The following is a 15,439-nucleotide window of genomic DNA, read 5'->3' as shown; positions in this document are numbered from 1 at the left end:
ACCTTATTTCTTGAACGGGAAGCGCATCGCGCGCAGCAGCGCACGGCCTTCCTCGTCGGTGTTGGCAGTAGTGGTGATGGTGACGTCCATCCCCCGGATGCGATCGATTTTATCATACTCGATCTCCGGGAAGATGATCTGCTCACGCACCCCCATGGAGTAGTTGCCACGACCGTCGAACGACTTCGGGTTGAGACCACGGAAATCACGCACGCGCGGAATCGCGATGTTCACCAGACGGTCCAGAAAGTCCCACATGCGCTCGGCGCGCAGCGTGACCTTGATACCGATCGGCCAGCCTTCGCGCACTTTGAAGCCTGCAACGGACTTGCGTGCCTTGGTTACCAGCGGCTTTTGCCCGGAAAGCTTTTCCAGGTCGCCGATGGCATTGTCGATCAGCTTCTTGTCGCTGACCGCGTCGCCGATGCCCATGTTCAGGGTCACTTTCGTGATCCGGGGCACCTGCATTACGTTGGCGTAGCTAAACTCCTCCTGGAGTTGACCCACCACCTCGTTTTGATAACGTTCTTTCAAGTTCGCCATTTTGCTACCCGACTCACGTTAGGCGTCGATCTGCGCTTGCGTCGACTTGTAGATACGTACCTTGGTACCGTCTTCCTTTACCTGGAAGCCGACGCGATCCGCCTTACCGGTCTCCGAATTGAAGATGGCTACGTTGGACGCGTGAATCGGAGCCTCGCGCTCGACGATACCGCCCTGATTTCCCGCCATGGGATTTGGCTTGGTGTGACGCTTGATCATGTTCACACCGGACACTACGAAACGGTTTTCGAGTACCCGCTTCACCGTGCCGCGCTTGCCCTTGTCCTTTCCGGCGAGGACGATGACTTCATCGTCACGTTTGATCTTTTGCATATCCGCCTCGCTCCTTACAGCACTTCAGGCGCTAAGGAAATGATCTTCATGAACTTTTCGTTACGCAGCTCACGAGTGACCGGCCCGAAAATACGCGTGCCGACCGGCTGTTCGTTAACGTTTTGCAACAGAACCGCCGCATTTCCATCGAAACGGATCAGCGAACCGTCGGGACGACGGACGCCGCTTTTGGTACGCACGACAACGGCCTTCATGACCTGGCCTTTCTTGACCTTGCCGCGCGGAATCGCTTCGCGTACTGAGATCTTGATGATGTCACCAACGCGGGCGTAGCGGCGATGCGAGCCGCCCAGCACCTTGATGCACTGCACCCGGCGCGCTCCGCTGTTGTCAGCGACATCCAGCATTGTCTGAGTCTGAATCATCGGTTTTCTCCAAACCTAATCTGACTGCACTGATTGAACAGCCGCAGGGATTACCCTTTGGCCTGCTCGACCACTTCGATCAGCGCCCAGGACTTCTTCCTGGACAGCGGACGGCATTCCTTGATGGAAACCGTGTCGCCGGCCTTGGCCTGGTTCGCCTCGTCGTGGGCGTGCAGTTTAGTGGAGCGCTTGACGTATTTTCCGTAAAGCGGGTGACGCTCACGGCGCTCGATCATCACAACGATGGACTTGTCCATCTTGTCGCTCACTACCGTACCGGTAAGCGTGCGGGTTTTCTTTTCTTCGGCCATCTCAGTCACCTGCCTTCTCGTTGAGCACAGTCTTCACGCGGGCAATATCCCGACGGACCTGCTTGAGCAGATGAGTCTGGCTCAGCTGGCCGGTGGCCTTCTGCATGCGCAGGTTAAACTGCTCGCGGAGGAGCTCAAGAAGCTGGTCCTTAAGTTCTCCGACGGATTTTTCACGGATTTCCTGGACTTTCATCACATCACCGTCCGTTTCGCAAAGGTGGTGGATACGGGCATTTTCTGGGCGGCAAGCTCAAACGCTTCGCGCGCAAGCTCTTCAGAAACGCCTTCAATCTCGTAGAGCACCCGACCCGGCTGGATCTGGGCAACCCAGTACTCGACAGAGCCCTTACCCTTACCCATACGAACTTCGAGCGGCTTTTTGGAAACCGGCTTGTCCGGGAATACGCGGATCCATATCTTGCCGCCACGCTTGACGTGACGCGTGATCGCACGACGGCCGGCCTCGATCTGGCGCGCGGTAACGCGGCCACGACCGGTGGACTTCAAACCGTATTCCCCGAAGCTGATCCGGCTGCCGCGATGCGCCAGACCACGGTTACGGCCTTTCTGCACCTTACGGAATTTTAAACGCTTGGGTTGTAACATCGACTCGCTCTCCCCTTACCTGGAACCTTTCTTCTTGGGCGCGTTGCCGGCCGACTGCTTGGCCTTGGCACGCACTTCCTCGATACCGCCGAGGATTTCGCCCTTGAAGATCCACACTTTGACACCGATGATGCCGTAGGTGGTATGAGCTTCGTAAGTGGCGAAGTCGATGTCCGCACGCAGCGTGTGCAGCGGAACGCGACCTTCGCGGTACCATTCGGTCCGGGCGATTTCAGCACCGCCCAGACGACCTGACAGCTGGATGCGGATACCGCCAGCGCCCAGGCGCATGGAGTTCTGTACCGCGCGCTTCATGGCGCGACGGAACATCACCCGGCGCTCGAGCTGACCGGCGACGTTGGCCGCGACCAGCTTGGCGTCCAGCTCCGGCTTGCGAACTTCTTCGATGTTCACATGGACCGGTACGCCCATCAGCTCGGCAAGATCCCGGCGCAGACGGTCAACGTCCTCGCCCTTCTTGCCGATCACGATGCCCGGGCGGGCCGTGTGAATGGTGATACGGGCGTTGTTCGCCGGACGCTCGATGTGCACGTGGCTCACGGAGGCGTTTTTCAAACGCTCATCCAGGAAGCTGCGCACTTCGAGATCGTTGTTGAGCTTATCGGCATAGGCGCCGCGCTCGGCATACCAGACAGAAGCATGGTCTTTGACGATGCCCAGCCGCATACCTATTGGATTGACTTTCTGACCCATCTGGTCGACTCCTACTTCTCGGCTACCTTGACGGTGATGTGGCAGGTGCGCTTCAAGATACGGTCCGCGCGGCCCTTGGCACGCGGCTTGATACGCTTGAGCGTCATGCCCTCATCGACGCAGATGGTCGAGACACGCAGCTCGTCGATATCCATGCCGTTATTTTCTTCCGCGTTTGCAATGGCGGACTGCAGCACCTTGTTGACCAGCGTGGCTGCCTTCTTCGGCGAGAAGGCCAGCAGGTCGAGCGCCTCGGCGACCGGTTTGTTCCGCACCTGATCAGCCACCAAACGGGCCTTCTGGGCGGATAACCGAGCGCCACGCAGCTTAGCTGTGACTTCCATCTCTAATCCTCTCTGGCTTACCGTTTGGCTTTCTTGTCCGCCACGTGCCCGCGATAAAGGCGGGTGGCAGCAAATTCGCCCAGTTTATGGCCGACCATTTCCTCGGAGACGTGCACCGGGACGTGTTGGCGACCGTTATGAACTGCAATGGTCAGGCCTACCATGTTGGGCAGAACCATCGAACGACGCGACCAGGTCTTGATCGGTTTGCGGTCGTTCTTTTCCGCTGCAGTCTCGACCTTCTTCAACAGATGAAGGTCAATGAAGGGACCTTTCTTTAGTGAACGTGGCACAGCCGTTACCCCTTAATGTCTGTTACTTGGCCTTGCGGCGACGAACGATGAGTGCGTCGGTGCGCTTGTTCTTGCGGGTCTTGTAACCCTTGGTCGGCACGCCCCACGGAGTGACCGGGTGACGACCGCCGCTCGAGCGACCTTCACCACCGCCGTGCGGGTGGTCGATCGGGTTCATGGCGACACCGCGAACGGCCGAACGCCTGCCTCTCCAGCGCTTCGCACCGGCCTTGCCAAGTTGACGCAGGCTGTGCTCGGAGTTGCTCACCTGACCCAGAGTAGCGCGGCACTCGGCCAGCACCTTGCGCGTCTCGCCGGAGCGCAGACGCAGGGTGGCGTAGTTGCCTTCACGAGCGACCAGCTGAGCGCTGGTACCGGCACTGCGAGCCATCTGCGCGCCCTTGCCCGGCTTGAGCTCGACACCGTGAACGGTGGAACCCAGCGGGATGTTGCGCAGCGGCAAGGCGTTGCCCTTGCGGATGGGGGCGTTGACACCGGATTCCAGCACGTCGCCGGCTTTGACGCCGCGCGGTGCCAGGATGTAGCGACGCTCACCATCGGCGTACTTGAGCAGCGCAATGTGCGCACTGCGGTTCGGGTCGTACTCAATGCGCTCGACGGTGGCGGGAACGCCATCCTTGGTGCGCTTGAAGTCGATCAGCCGGTAGTGATGGCGATGGCCACCACCAATGTGACGGCTGGTGATACGACCGTTGTTGTTACGACCGCCGGTCTTGGACTGCTTTTCCAGAAGCGGCGCGTAGGCGCGGCCCTTGTGCAGCTCGGCGCTCACGACCTTGATGACGTGACGACGACCGGAGGATGTGGGTTTGGTCTTGACGATTGCCATTGTCCGTACTCCTGCCCTTATTCGGCGCCAGCGAAGTCTTCGAGCGTTTCGCCCGCAGCCAGGGTTACATACGCCTTGCGGTACCCTTTACGCAGCCCCATGCCGTGTGCCGTACGCTTGGTTTTGCCCTTGACGTTCAGCACTTGAACACCGTCCACTTTCTTTTCGAACAGCGCTTCGACGGCTTTTTTGATCTCGGGCTTGGTAGCGTCGCTCGCCACCTTGAAAACGTACTGATTGCGCTCTGCTGCCATCGCGGCCTTTTCGGTCACGTGCGGTCCGAGCAGAACCTTGAATACGCGTTCCTGGTTCATGCCAGCTTCTCCTCGAATTTACGCAGGGCGGAGACGGTGACCAGCACCTTGTCGAAGGCAACCAGGCTCACCGGGTCAGCGGCGGTAACGTCCACCACGTCAACGTGAGGCAGATTGCGCGCGGCCAGATAGAGCTTTTCATCAACCTCTTCGGTGACGATCAGCGCCTTGTCCAGCTCAAGCTCCTTGAGCTTGGCAGCGACCTGCTTGGTCTTCGGCGCATCCACGGCGAACTCTTCCACCACGACCAGACGTTCCTGACGCACGAGCTCAGACAGGATCGAACGCATCGCCGCGCGGTACATCTTGCGGTTGACCTTCTGCGAGTGGTCCTGGGGACGCGCTGCAAAGGTGACGCCGCCGGCACGCCAGATCGGCGAGCGGATGGTACCGGCGCGAGCGCGACCGGTGCCCTTCTGGCGCCACGGCTTCTTGCCGCCGCCGCGCACGTCAGAGCGGTTCTTCTGTGCACGAGTGCCCTGGCGACCGCCGGCAAGATATGCCGTAACGACCTGGTGAACCAGCGCTTCGTTGAATTCTTTGCCAAAGGTGGCGTCGGCGACTTCAACAGTACCCGCGCCTGCAGCAAGATTCAGATTCATGGGTATTATCCTCTTCAGCCAGCTTTCACGGCACTGCGTACGATCACGTCGCTGCCGGTTGCTCCCGGAACGGCGCCCTTGATTAGCAGCAGGTTGCGCTCGGCATCGATGCGGACGACTTCAAGGCTCTGTACGGTGCAGCGGGCGTTACCCATCTGACCGGCCATCTTTTTGCCCTTGAATACGCGACCCGGCGTCTGGCACATGCCGATGGAACCCGGCGCGCGGTGAGCCAGCGAGTTGCCGTGGGTGGCGTCCTGGGTGTTGAAGTTCCAGCGCTTAACGCCGCCCTGGAAACCTTTACCCTTGGAGGTGCCGGTCACGTCGATCATCTGACCAGCTTCGAAGAGGGATACGGTGAGTTCGCCGCCGACTTCCGGAGCTTCCTCGCCTTCTGCCAGGCGAAACTCCATCAGCGAACGACCAGCCTCGACACCTGCCTTGGCAAACTGACCAGCTTGCGCACGGGTGAGGTGTTTGGCTTTGCGGGAGCCGGTTGTGACCTGAATCGCCGCGTAGCCGTCGGATTCGACGGATTTGACGCGCGTGATGCGATTAGGCTCAACCTCAATAACGGTTACGGGCACTGAGGCGCCGCTTTCGGTGAAGACGCGGGTCATCCCGGCCTTCTTACCGACCAAACCGATAGTCATTCTCAGTTCTCCTATAGTGTACGGGGCTATCACCCGCTATGGCTGCCCTTTCCAGAGCATTCCACTAGCACATTGTATGGCGCCTCACGGCGCGGCGGCTGCTGATCACCCCACAAAAAAAGTACCGGGTGAACGCTGGGCCGCGTGTGACTAGTGTGGTTAGTCGAGCTTGATCTGCACGTCAACGCCGGCGGCGAGGTCGAGCTTCATCAACGCATCGACTGTTTTTTCAGTCGGCTCGACAATGTCAAGCACACGCTTGTGCGTACGGATCTCGAGCTGATCGCGCGCGTCCTTGTTGACGTGCGGCGAGGTCAGCACGGTATAGCGCTCGCGATTGGTCGGCAGCGGGATGGGACCGCGAACCTGAGCACCAGTGCGCTTGGCGGTATCAACGATTTCCGCGGTGGACTGGTCAATCAGGCGATGGTCGAACGCTTTCAACCGAATGCGAATCTTCTGGTTCTGCATTTGCCCTAAACTCCAATGGATGTCGACGGCGCGAGCCGTCTACCCACGCATTCAAAGGATGCGCATTGTAGGCACGCAGACGGGAGGTGTCAAACACTTCTCGCCAGTGCGAAGAAAGGGGGCTCGGCGAGCCCCCTTGAACCCGCGAAGGGTCTGCTTACTTGAGGATCTTGGCGACGACGCCGGCACCCACGGTGCGGCCGCCTTCGCGGATCGCAAAGCGCAGACCGTCGTCCATGGCAACCGGGGCAATCAGGCTGACAACCATCTTGACGTTGTCGCCCGGCATGACCATTTCGACGCCTTCCGGCAGTTCACAGGTACCGGTGATGTCGGTGGTACGGAAGTAGAACTGCGGACGATAGCCCTTGAAGAACGGCGTGTGACGACCGCCTTCTTCCTTGGACAGCACGTAGACTTCGGCTTCAAACTCGGTGTGCGGCTTGATGGTGCCGGTCTTGGCCAGTACCTGGCCGCGCTCGACATCGTCACGCTTGGTGCCGCGCAGCAGCGCGCCGATGTTCTCGCCGGCACGACCTTCGTCGAGCAGCTTGCGGAACATTTCCACGCCGGTAACGGTGGTCTTGGCGGTATCGCGGATGCCCACGATTTCCACGTCTTCACCGGCCTTGACGATGCCGCTCTCGACGCGACCAGTCACTACGGTGCCGCGACCGGAGATGGAGAACACGTCTTCGATCGGCATCAGGAACGGCTGGTCGATGGCGCGCTCGGGCTCGGGGATGTAGGCATCCATCGCCTTGATCAGGTCGGCAACGGCGGTGGTACCCATGCCGTTGTCGTCCTTGCCTTCCAGCGCCATCAGCGCAGAACCGGTGATGATCGGGGTGTCGTCGCCCGGGAAGTCGTACTCGCTGAGCAGCTCGCGAACTTCCATCTCGACAAGCTCGAGGAGCTCCTCGTCGTCGACCATGTCGGCCTTGTTGAGGAACACAACGATGTACGGAACGCCAACCTGGCGAGACAGCAGGATGTGCTCGCGAGTCTGCGGCATGGGGCCGTCAGCGGCAGAGCAGACCAGGATCGCGCCGTCCATCTGAGCCGCGCCGGTGATCATGTTCTTGACGTAGTCGGCGTGCCCAGGGCAGTCAACGTGCGCGTAGTGACGGTCTTCTGACTGGTACTCGACGTGCGACGTGGCGATGGTGATGCCGCGCTCGCGCTCTTCGGGCGCGTTGTCGATGGCCGCGAACTCGCTCCAGTCGCCGCCGAATACTTCGGCGGAAACGCGAGTCAGGGCGGCTGTCAGCGTGGTTTTACCGTGGTCGACGTGACCGATGGTACCGACGTTGATATGCGGTTTGGAACGTTCGAATTTTTCCTTAGCCACTGCTATAACCTCTTTACGTTAGCTAACGGTTAACCGTTTTGGTTGATGACGGCTTCTACGATGCTGGAGGGCGCCTCGTCGTACTGCGCAAACTCCATGGAGTAGCTTGCACGGCCCTGGGTTTGAGAGCGCAGGTCGGTTGCGTAACCGAACATCTCGCCCAGCGGCACCGTGGCGCGGATGACTTTACCAGCGGATGTGTCATCCATGCCCTGCACCAGACCGCGACGACGGTTCAGGTCGCCCATGACGTCACCCATGAATTCCTCGGGGGTCACGACCTCGACCTTCATCACCGGTTCCAGCAGCACGGCCTTGGCCTTTCTGGCACCTTCTTTGACTGCCATGGAAGAGGCAATCTTGAACGCGGTCTCGTTAGAGTCCACGTCGTGGTAGGAACCATCAAACAGCGTGACCTTGACGTCAATCATCGGGTAGCCCGCGATAACGCCGTTTTGCAGCTGCTCATAGGCCCCTTTCTCGACGGCAGGCACGTATTCCTTGGGAACCACGCCGCCAACGATTTCGGAGTTGAACTTGAAAAATATTTCGTCGTCGCCTTCGCCCTTCTCTTCGTAAGTCAAGGGCTCGATACGCATGACCACGTGGCCGTACTGGCCGCGGCCGCCTGACTGGCGAACGAACTTGCCTTCCTGCTCGACGCTGCCGCGAATGGTTTCGCGGTAGGCAACCTGGGGCTTGCCGATGTTGGCATCGACCTTGAACTCGCGACGCAGGCGGTCAACGATGATATCCAGGTGCAGCTCACCCATGCCGGAGATGATGGTCTGGCCGGTCTCTTCGTCGGTTTTTACCTGGAAGGACGGGTCTTCCTGGGCCAGCTTGCCAAGGGCAGTGCCCATTTTCTCCTGGTCAGTCTTGGTCTTGGGCTCCACGGCGACCGAGATAACCGGGTCAGGGAACTCCATGCGCTCAAGGATGATCTTGTTGTTGATATCGCACAGCGTATCACCGGTCGTCACGTCCTTAAGGCCGATACAGGCGGCGATATCACCGGCGCGGATCTCCTTGATCTCCTCGCGGGAGTTGGCGTGCATCTGCACCAGACGGCCGATACGCTCTTTCTTCTCGCGAACCGAGTTGTACACGCTGTCGCCGGAATTGAGCACGCCGGAGTAGACGCGAATGAACGTCAGCGTTCCGACGAAGGGGTCGGTGGCAATCTTGAACGCCAGCGCCGAGAACGGTGCCTTGTCGTCGGCCTCACGCGTGTCGATGGTGCCGTTCTTGTCGTCAAGCTCACCTTCGATGGCCTTGACCTCGGTGGGCGACGGCAGGTATTCGATCACCGCGTCGAGCACGGCCTGAACGCCCTTGTTCTTGAACGCCGAGCCGCAGGTGACCAGCACGATCTCGTTGTCGAGAGTACGACGGCGCAGGCCGGCCTTGATTTCGGCGTTGGACAGCTCGCCCTCTTCGAGGTACTTGTCCATCAGCTCTTCAGAGGCTTCGGCGGCGGCTTCTACCATCTGCTCGCGGTACTTGTCGGCGGCTTCCTGGAGCTCGGCGGGAATGTCCAGCAGCTCGTAGGAGGCGCCGAAATCGTCCTGACTCCAGAGAATGGCCTTCATCTCGATGAGATCAATGACGCCCTTGAAGTCTTCCTCGGTGCCCCAGTTGATCTGGATCGGCACGGCGTGGGCGCCCAGGCGATCGCCCAGCTGATCGACCACGTTGAAGAAGTCGGCGCCGGTGCGGTCCATCTTGTTGACGAACACCAGCCGCGGCACTTCGTACTTGTCGGCCTGACGCCAGACGGTTTCCGTCTGCGGCTGAACGCCGGAGCTGCCGCACAGCACGACGACCGCGCAGTCCAGCACGCGCAGGGAACGCTCAACTTCGATGGTGAAGTCGACGTGCCCCGGGGTGTCGATGATGTTGACGCGGTGCTCGTCGAACTGGTGGCTCATGCCCTTCCAGAATGTCGTCACGGCAGCGGAGGTAATGGTGATACCCCGCTCCTGCTCCTGGGACATCCAGTCAGTCGTCGACGCGCCTTCGTGTGTTTCACCCAGCTTGTGGTTGATACCGGTGTAAAACAGCACGCGCTCGGTGGTGGTGGTTTTACCGGCATCGACGTGGGCGACGATACCAAGATTGCGGTAGCGATTTAGTGGAGTCTTGCGTGCCACGGTGGTAACTCCCGTTTGTTGGCAATGCTCGTTGATCCAGCTAGCGACGCCTAAAGGCACTTATCGCCGCTGCCGGAAAGGCAGCGGCGCGGGCCCTCAAAACGCGAAACCGGCATGTTCCGCTCAGCGCCGCTATCAGAAGCGGAAGTGAGAGAAAGCCTTGTTGGCTTCTGCCATGCGATGTACGTCTTCCCGCTTCTTCACGGCGGAGCCCTTGCCCTCGGAGGCGTCCAGGATCTCGCCGGCCAGACGCTGAACCATGGTTTTCTCACCGCGACGACGCGCCGCGTCGGCCAGCCAACGCATGGCCAGCGCGCTACGGCGTGACGGGCGAACCTCTACCGGCACCTGATAGGTCGCACCGCCAACGCGGCGCGACTTGACCTCGACCATGGGCTGGATGGCTTCCAGCGCCTTCTCGAAGGTCTCCAGCGGCTCTTCCTTATTACGATCGGCAACCTTGTCCAACGCACCATAGACGATACGCTCAGCTACGGACTTTTTGCCGCTGATCATCAGGTGGTTCATGAACTTTGCCAGACGTTCACTCTTGAACTTCGGATCCGGCAGGATCTCGCGCTTCGCTACAATCTTCCTTCTAGGCATGATAAGCCCTCTATCAAGGATCCTTCAGGTAAACCCGGGACTCGCGCCGCGACTGCCGGCACCGCCCGACCTTACTCTTATCAGACCGTTTCTGAATATGTGTTATCTGGCAGCGCGTGCGCTAACGCTAGCGCCGCTGCCCAACGACCGAGTCCAAAACGATCAGGACTTCGGACGCTTGGTGCCGTACTTGGAACGGCCCTGACGACGGTTCTGCACGCCGGAGGTGTCAAGCGCGCCGCGTACGGTGTGGTAACGCACACCCGGCAGGTCCTTGACGCGGCCGCCGCGGATCAGAACCACGGAGTGTTCCTGGAGGTTGTGACCTTCACCGCCGATGTAGGACGCCACTTCGAAGCCGTTGGTCAGGCGCACGCGGCATACCTTACGCAGGGCCGAGTTGGGCTTTTTCGGGGTGGTGGTGTAGACGCGGGTGCATACGCCACGCTTTTGCGGGCAGGCCTGCAGCGCCGGCACGTCATTTTTGGTGACGGGGCGCTTGCGCGGCTTGCGCACTAGCTGATTAATCGTTGCCATAGTAAGTAGCTGACTCCAATGGTTGCCTGGCTTTAACAGCGGATTCGGACGTACCCGCCCCACTGTTAAAGGCTGCGCATTCTAATGGCCGGGCCGGCGCGGCGTCAAGCGCTGCGGGCTTTTTGCCCGCCGGCGCCGCGCCGGCCCGGCGTCTTGCTAGAGCTCTTCGTCGTCGTCCAGCGCGGTCAGCTGGGCGCCAAGCTCCTGCTCGACATCCGTTGCCGAGGGCTTGGCCAACCGCTCGTCGCTGTCGCGCTGGCGACGGCGCTCGGCGTGGTGGGTAAGCCCGGTACCGGCGGGGATCAAGCGGCCCACCACCACGTTTTCCTTCAGGCCGCGCAGGTAGTCGCGCTTGCCGGTTACCGCCGCTTCGGTCAGCACGCGGGTCGTTTCCTGGAACGACGCCGCCGAGATGAACGACTCGGTGGCAAGGCTCGCCTTGGTAATACCCAGCAGCAGGCGCTGGTACTTGGCCGGGAACTTGCCTTCCTGCTCAAGACGGGCGTTTTGTTCCAACACGCGCACCAGTTCGGCCTGGTCGCCGGTGATGAAGTCCGAGTCGCCGGCGTCGGTAATCTCCACCTTGCGCAGCATCTGACGCACGATCACTTCGATGTGCTTGTCGTTGATGCCCACGCCCTGGAGGCGGTAGACGTCCTGCACCTCGGCGGTGATGTACTTGGCCAGCTCCGCCACGCCCAGCAGCCGCAGGATGTCGTGGGGGTTGCTTGGACCGTCGGAAATCACCTCGCCCTTCTGGACGGTTTCGCCCTCGAACACCGCGATCTGGCGCCACTTGTGGATCAGCATCTCGAACGGATCGCCGTCTTCCGGGGTGATCGCCAGGCGGCGCTTGCCCTTGGTTTCCTTGCCGAAGCTGACCATGCCGCTGATCTCGGCGAGAATCGCCGATTCCTTGGGCTTGCGCGCCTCGAACAGGTCGGCCACCCGGGGCAGACCGCCGGTGATGTCCTTGTTGCCCGACGCCTCCACCGGAATACGCGCGACCACCTCGCCAACGCCGATATGCGCGCCGTCATCGGCGGAGATAACCGCCTTGCCCGGCAGCGGGTACTGTACCGGCGTGTTGGAACCGGCAATGGCGACGTACTCGCCGGCTTCGTCCTTGAGCATGATCATCGGACGCTTGTCGCGGCCGGACATGGGGCGCGACGCCGACTCGATGACCTCGATGGAGGACAGGCCGGTCATCTCGTCCACCGTGCGATGCATGGTGACGCCTTCGTCGAGGTCGACGAACTGCGCCTGGCCTTCCATTTCGGCGACGATCGGGTGGGTGTGCGGGTCCCACTTGGCCACCGCCTGACCGGGCGCGACTTCATCGCCGTCGCGCACGTCGAGCACCGCACCGTAAGGCAGCTTGTAGTACTCGCGCTCGCGGCCGTGATCGTCGGCGACGGCCAGGGCGCTGGAGCGCGATACGACTACCAGCTTGCCGTCAGCGCGCTCCACGTGCTTGATGTTGTGCAGCCGCACGCTGCCGCCGTGCTTGACCTGGACGCTATCGATGGCCGAGGCCCTTGAGGCCGCGCCGCCGATGTGGAAGGTCCGCATGGTCAGCTGGGTACCCGGCTCGCCGATGGACTGCGCGGCGATGACGCCGACCGACTCGCCGACGTTGACCTGATGGCCCCGGGCCAGATCGCGACCGTAGCACGCCGAGCACACGCCGTGGTTGGTGTCGCAGGTGATGGTCGAGCGCACGATGACTTCATCCACGCCCATGGTTTCAAGCGCGGCACACCAGGCTTCATCGAGCAGGGTGTTGCGCGGGATCAGCACCTCTTCGGTGCGCGGATCTACTACGTCGCGCGCCACCACGCGGCCCAGCACGCGCTGGGACAGCGGCACGATAATGTCACCGCCCTCGATGATCGGGTGCAGGGTCATGCCGTTTTCGGTGTCGCAGTCGGCCTCGGTGATCACCAGATCCTGGGCGACGTCCACCAGACGACGGGTCAGGTAGCCCGAGTTGGCGGTCTTCAGCGCGGTATCGGCAAGACCTTTACGCGCGCCGTGGGTCGAGATGAAGTACTGCAGTACGTTCAGACCTTCACGGAAGTTGGCGATGATCGGCGTTTCGATGATCGAGCCGTCCGGCTTGGCCATCAGGCCGCGCATGCCCGCCAGCTGGCGGATCTGGGCGGCACTGCCCCGAGCGCCGGAGTCGGCCATGATGAAGACGCTGTTGAACGAGTCCTGCTCGACCTCGTTGCCCTCGCGGTCGATGACGTTCTCTTTCGAAATACCGGTCATCATCGCCTTGGCCACCTGGTCGTTGGCCCGGGCCCAGATGTCGATGACCTTGTTGTACTTCTCGCCGGCGGTGACCAGGCCCGAGGAGAACTGGTCCTCGATCTCCTTGACCTCGTCCTCGGCGCCGGCAACGATTTCTGCCTTGGCATCGGGGATGACGAAGTCGTTGACGCCGATGGAGGCGCCGGACCAGGTCGCCATGCGAAAGCCGGTGTACATCAGCTGGTCGGCAAAGATCACCGTGGGCTTGAGGCCCGAACGGCGATACACCTCGTTGATCAGCGCGGAGATGGCCTTCTTCTTCATCGGCTGATCGATCAGCTCGAAGGGCACGCCTTCGGGCAGGATGCGGAACAGCAGCGCCCGGCCCACCGTGGTGTCTTCGATGCGCCGATGGGTGGATTTCTCGCCGGTCTCTTCGTCAACGTCGACTTCGTCCAGGCGCACCTTGATGCGCGCGTGGAGCGACACCGACTGGGTGCCAAAGGCGCGCTCGACCTCGTTGAGGTCGGAGAAGATCATGCCTTCGCCGCGGTCGTTGATGCGCTCCCGAGTCATGTAGTAAAGCCCCAGCACCACGTCCTGGGACGGCACGATGATCGGCTCGCCGTTGGCCGGTGAGAGCACGTTGTTGGTGGCCATCATCAGCGCCCGGGCTTCCAGCTGGGCTTCCAGCGTCAGCGGCACGTGAACGGCCATCTGGTCGCCGTCAAAGTCGGCGTTGTAGGCGGCACACACCAGCGGGTGCAGCTGGATGGCCTTGCCTTCGATGAGCAGCGGCTCGAACGCCTGGATACCCAGACGGTGCAGGGTCGGCGCGCGGTTGAGCAGCACCGGGTGCTCGCGAATGACGTCGGCGAGGATATCCCACACTTCCGCCGTCTCGCGCTCGACCATCTTCTTCGCCGCCTTGATCGTCGAGGCGTAGCCCAGCGACTGCAGCTTGGAATAGATGAACGGCTTGAACAGCTCCAGCGCCATCTTCTTGGGCAGGCCGCACTGGTGCAGGCGCAGGGTCGGGCCCACGGTGATCACCGAGCGGCCGGAGTAGTCCACGCGCTTGCCCAGCAGGTTCTGGCGGAAACGCCCCTGCTTGCCCTTGATCATATCGGCGAGCGACTTCAGCGGGCGCTTGTTGGAGCCGGTGATCGCCCGGCCGCGGCGGCCGTTGTCCAAAAGCGCATCCACCGCTTCCTGGAGCATGCGCTTTTCGTTGCGCACGATGATGTCCGGCGCGCTGAGATCCAACAGCCGCTTCAGGCGGTTGTTGCGGTTGATCACCCGGCGATACAGGTCGTTCAGGTCCGAGGTCGCAAAGCGGCCGCCGTCCAGCGGCACCAGCGGGCGCAGGTCCGGCGGCAGCACCGGCAGCACTTCCATGACCATCCACGCCGGCGCGTTGCCGGAGTAGTAAAAGGCTTCCAACAGCTTCAGGCGCTTGGACAGCTTCTTGATCTTGGTTTCGGAGTTGGTCTGCGGAATCTCTTCGCGCAGCTGGTTGATCTCCTCTTCCAGATCGATGTCCTTGAGCAGCTCCTGGACGGCCTCGGCGCCCATGCGGGCGTCAAAGTCGTCGCCGAACTCCTCGAGCGCCTCGAAGTACTGCTCATCGTTGAGCAGCTGGCCGCGCTCGAGCGTGGTCATGCCCGGGTCGATCACCACGAAGGACTCGAAGTACAGCACCCGCTCGATATCGCGCAGGGTCATGTCGAGGAACATACCGATGCGCGAAGGCAGCGACTTCAGAAACCAGATGTGCGCCACCGGCGAGGCAAGCTCGATATGGCCCATGCGCTCCCGGCGCACGGCGGCCTTGGTCACTTCCACGCCGCATTTTTCGCAGATGATGCCGCGGTGCTTCATGCGCTTGTACTTGCCGCACAGGCACTCGTAATCCTTCACCGGGCCGAAAATCTTGGCACAGAACAGACCATCCCGCTCCGGCTTGAAGGTGCGGTAGTTGATGGTCTCGGGCTTTTTCACCTCACCGAAGGACCAGGAGCGAATCATGTCCGGCGACGCCAGGGTAATCCTGATGGCGTCGAACTCTTCGGACTGTGATTGCGATTTGAGGACTTTCACCAAATCTTTCATT

The 15,439-nt window shown here is 61.2% G+C and carries 19 protein-coding genes; all 19 read right to left on the bottom strand.

Annotation, left to right across the window (positions count from 1 at the left end):
• Positions 1-3 precede the first annotated feature (3 nt).
• Positions 4-543 (bottom strand): 50S ribosomal protein L5, encoded by a 540-nt coding sequence (gene rplE / locus ACZ46Y_RS01580; protein ID WP_311956043.1) that lies wholly within the window; start codon positions 541-543, stop codon positions 4-6.
• Between the two features lie 18 nt (positions 544-561).
• Entirely contained in the window at positions 562-876 is a 315-nt protein-coding gene (gene rplX / locus ACZ46Y_RS01575) for a 50S ribosomal protein L24 (RefSeq protein ID WP_311956045.1), read from the bottom strand.
• Positions 877-890: 14 nt separating this feature from the next.
• Positions 891-1,262, bottom strand: coding sequence for a 50S ribosomal protein L14 (rplN, locus tag ACZ46Y_RS01570; RefSeq protein WP_311956049.1), 372 nt, complete (start codon positions 1,260-1,262; stop codon positions 891-893).
• Positions 1,263-1,312: 50 nt separating this feature from the next.
• Positions 1,313-1,573: a 30S ribosomal protein S17 gene (gene rpsQ / locus ACZ46Y_RS01565; protein ID WP_311956123.1), complete on the bottom strand. Its 261-nt coding sequence runs from the start codon at positions 1,571-1,573 to the stop codon at positions 1,313-1,315.
• Between the two features lies 1 nt (position 1,574).
• Complete coding sequence (gene rpmC, locus ACZ46Y_RS01560; protein WP_311884236.1) at positions 1,575-1,766, bottom strand: 50S ribosomal protein L29; 192 nt, start codon at positions 1,764-1,766, stop codon at positions 1,575-1,577.
• Positions 1,766-2,179: a 50S ribosomal protein L16 gene (gene rplP / locus ACZ46Y_RS01555; protein WP_311956053.1), complete on the bottom strand. Its 414-nt coding sequence runs from the start codon at positions 2,177-2,179 to the stop codon at positions 1,766-1,768. Before rplP ends, rpmC begins: the two co-directional genes overlap by 1 nt.
• A gap of 15 nt (positions 2,180-2,194) precedes the next feature.
• Positions 2,195-2,893, bottom strand: a complete 699-nt coding sequence (rpsC, locus tag ACZ46Y_RS01550; RefSeq protein WP_311956055.1) for a 30S ribosomal protein S3 — start codon at positions 2,891-2,893, stop codon at positions 2,195-2,197.
• 11 nt (positions 2,894-2,904) lie between these two features.
• Positions 2,905-3,237 (bottom strand): 50S ribosomal protein L22, encoded by a 333-nt coding sequence (gene rplV, locus ACZ46Y_RS01545; RefSeq protein ID WP_311956058.1) that lies wholly within the window; start codon positions 3,235-3,237, stop codon positions 2,905-2,907.
• 17 nt (positions 3,238-3,254) lie between these two features.
• Positions 3,255-3,530, bottom strand: a complete 276-nt coding sequence (rpsS, locus tag ACZ46Y_RS01540) for a 30S ribosomal protein S19 (protein WP_079552756.1) — start codon at positions 3,528-3,530, stop codon at positions 3,255-3,257.
• Between the two features lie 22 nt (positions 3,531-3,552).
• Entirely contained in the window at positions 3,553-4,380 is an 828-nt protein-coding gene (gene rplB / locus ACZ46Y_RS01535; protein ID WP_311956062.1) for a 50S ribosomal protein L2, read from the bottom strand.
• A 17-nt stretch (positions 4,381-4,397) separates the two neighbouring features.
• Complete coding sequence (gene rplW, locus ACZ46Y_RS01530; protein ID WP_311956065.1) at positions 4,398-4,694, bottom strand: 50S ribosomal protein L23; 297 nt, start codon at positions 4,692-4,694, stop codon at positions 4,398-4,400.
• The gene (gene rplD / locus ACZ46Y_RS01525; RefSeq protein WP_311956067.1) at positions 4,691-5,296 is read right to left on the bottom strand and encodes a 50S ribosomal protein L4; all 606 of its coding nucleotides are present in this window, start codon (positions 5,294-5,296) and stop codon (positions 4,691-4,693) included. The genes rplW and rplD overlap by 4 nt, the downstream gene beginning before the upstream one ends.
• 14 nt (positions 5,297-5,310) lie before the next feature.
• Positions 5,311-5,949, bottom strand: a complete 639-nt coding sequence (gene rplC, locus ACZ46Y_RS01520; protein ID WP_311956070.1) for a 50S ribosomal protein L3 — start codon at positions 5,947-5,949, stop codon at positions 5,311-5,313.
• A 159-nt stretch (positions 5,950-6,108) separates the two neighbouring features.
• Complete coding sequence (rpsJ, locus tag ACZ46Y_RS01515; RefSeq protein ID WP_311884221.1) at positions 6,109-6,420, bottom strand: 30S ribosomal protein S10; 312 nt, start codon at positions 6,418-6,420, stop codon at positions 6,109-6,111.
• 157 nt (positions 6,421-6,577) lie between these two features.
• Positions 6,578-7,771 (bottom strand): elongation factor Tu, encoded by a 1,194-nt coding sequence (gene tuf, locus ACZ46Y_RS01510; RefSeq protein ID WP_311956074.1) that lies wholly within the window; start codon positions 7,769-7,771, stop codon positions 6,578-6,580.
• A gap of 29 nt (positions 7,772-7,800) precedes the next feature.
• Complete coding sequence (gene fusA, locus ACZ46Y_RS01505; RefSeq protein ID WP_311956077.1) at positions 7,801-9,924, bottom strand: elongation factor G; 2,124 nt, start codon at positions 9,922-9,924, stop codon at positions 7,801-7,803.
• 135 nt (positions 9,925-10,059) lie between these two features.
• Positions 10,060-10,530 (bottom strand): 30S ribosomal protein S7, encoded by a 471-nt coding sequence (gene rpsG, locus ACZ46Y_RS01500; protein WP_311884218.1) that lies wholly within the window; start codon positions 10,528-10,530, stop codon positions 10,060-10,062.
• 162 nt (positions 10,531-10,692) lie between these two features.
• Positions 10,693-11,067 (bottom strand): 30S ribosomal protein S12, encoded by a 375-nt coding sequence (rpsL, locus tag ACZ46Y_RS01495; RefSeq protein WP_311956080.1) that lies wholly within the window; start codon positions 11,065-11,067, stop codon positions 10,693-10,695.
• 156 nt (positions 11,068-11,223) lie between these two features.
• Positions 11,224-15,438 carry a DNA-directed RNA polymerase subunit beta' gene (rpoC, locus tag ACZ46Y_RS01490; protein ID WP_311956083.1) on the bottom strand — a complete coding sequence of 1,405 codons (4,215 nt, stop codon included), beginning with the start codon at positions 15,436-15,438 and terminating at the stop codon, positions 11,224-11,226.
• Position 15,439: the final 1 nt, after the last annotated feature.

It is taken from the genome of Halomonas garicola (assembly GCF_055382465.1).
The sequence above is the reverse complement of the archived record's forward strand: the minus strand, read 5'-3'. Positions and strand labels throughout refer to the sequence as shown.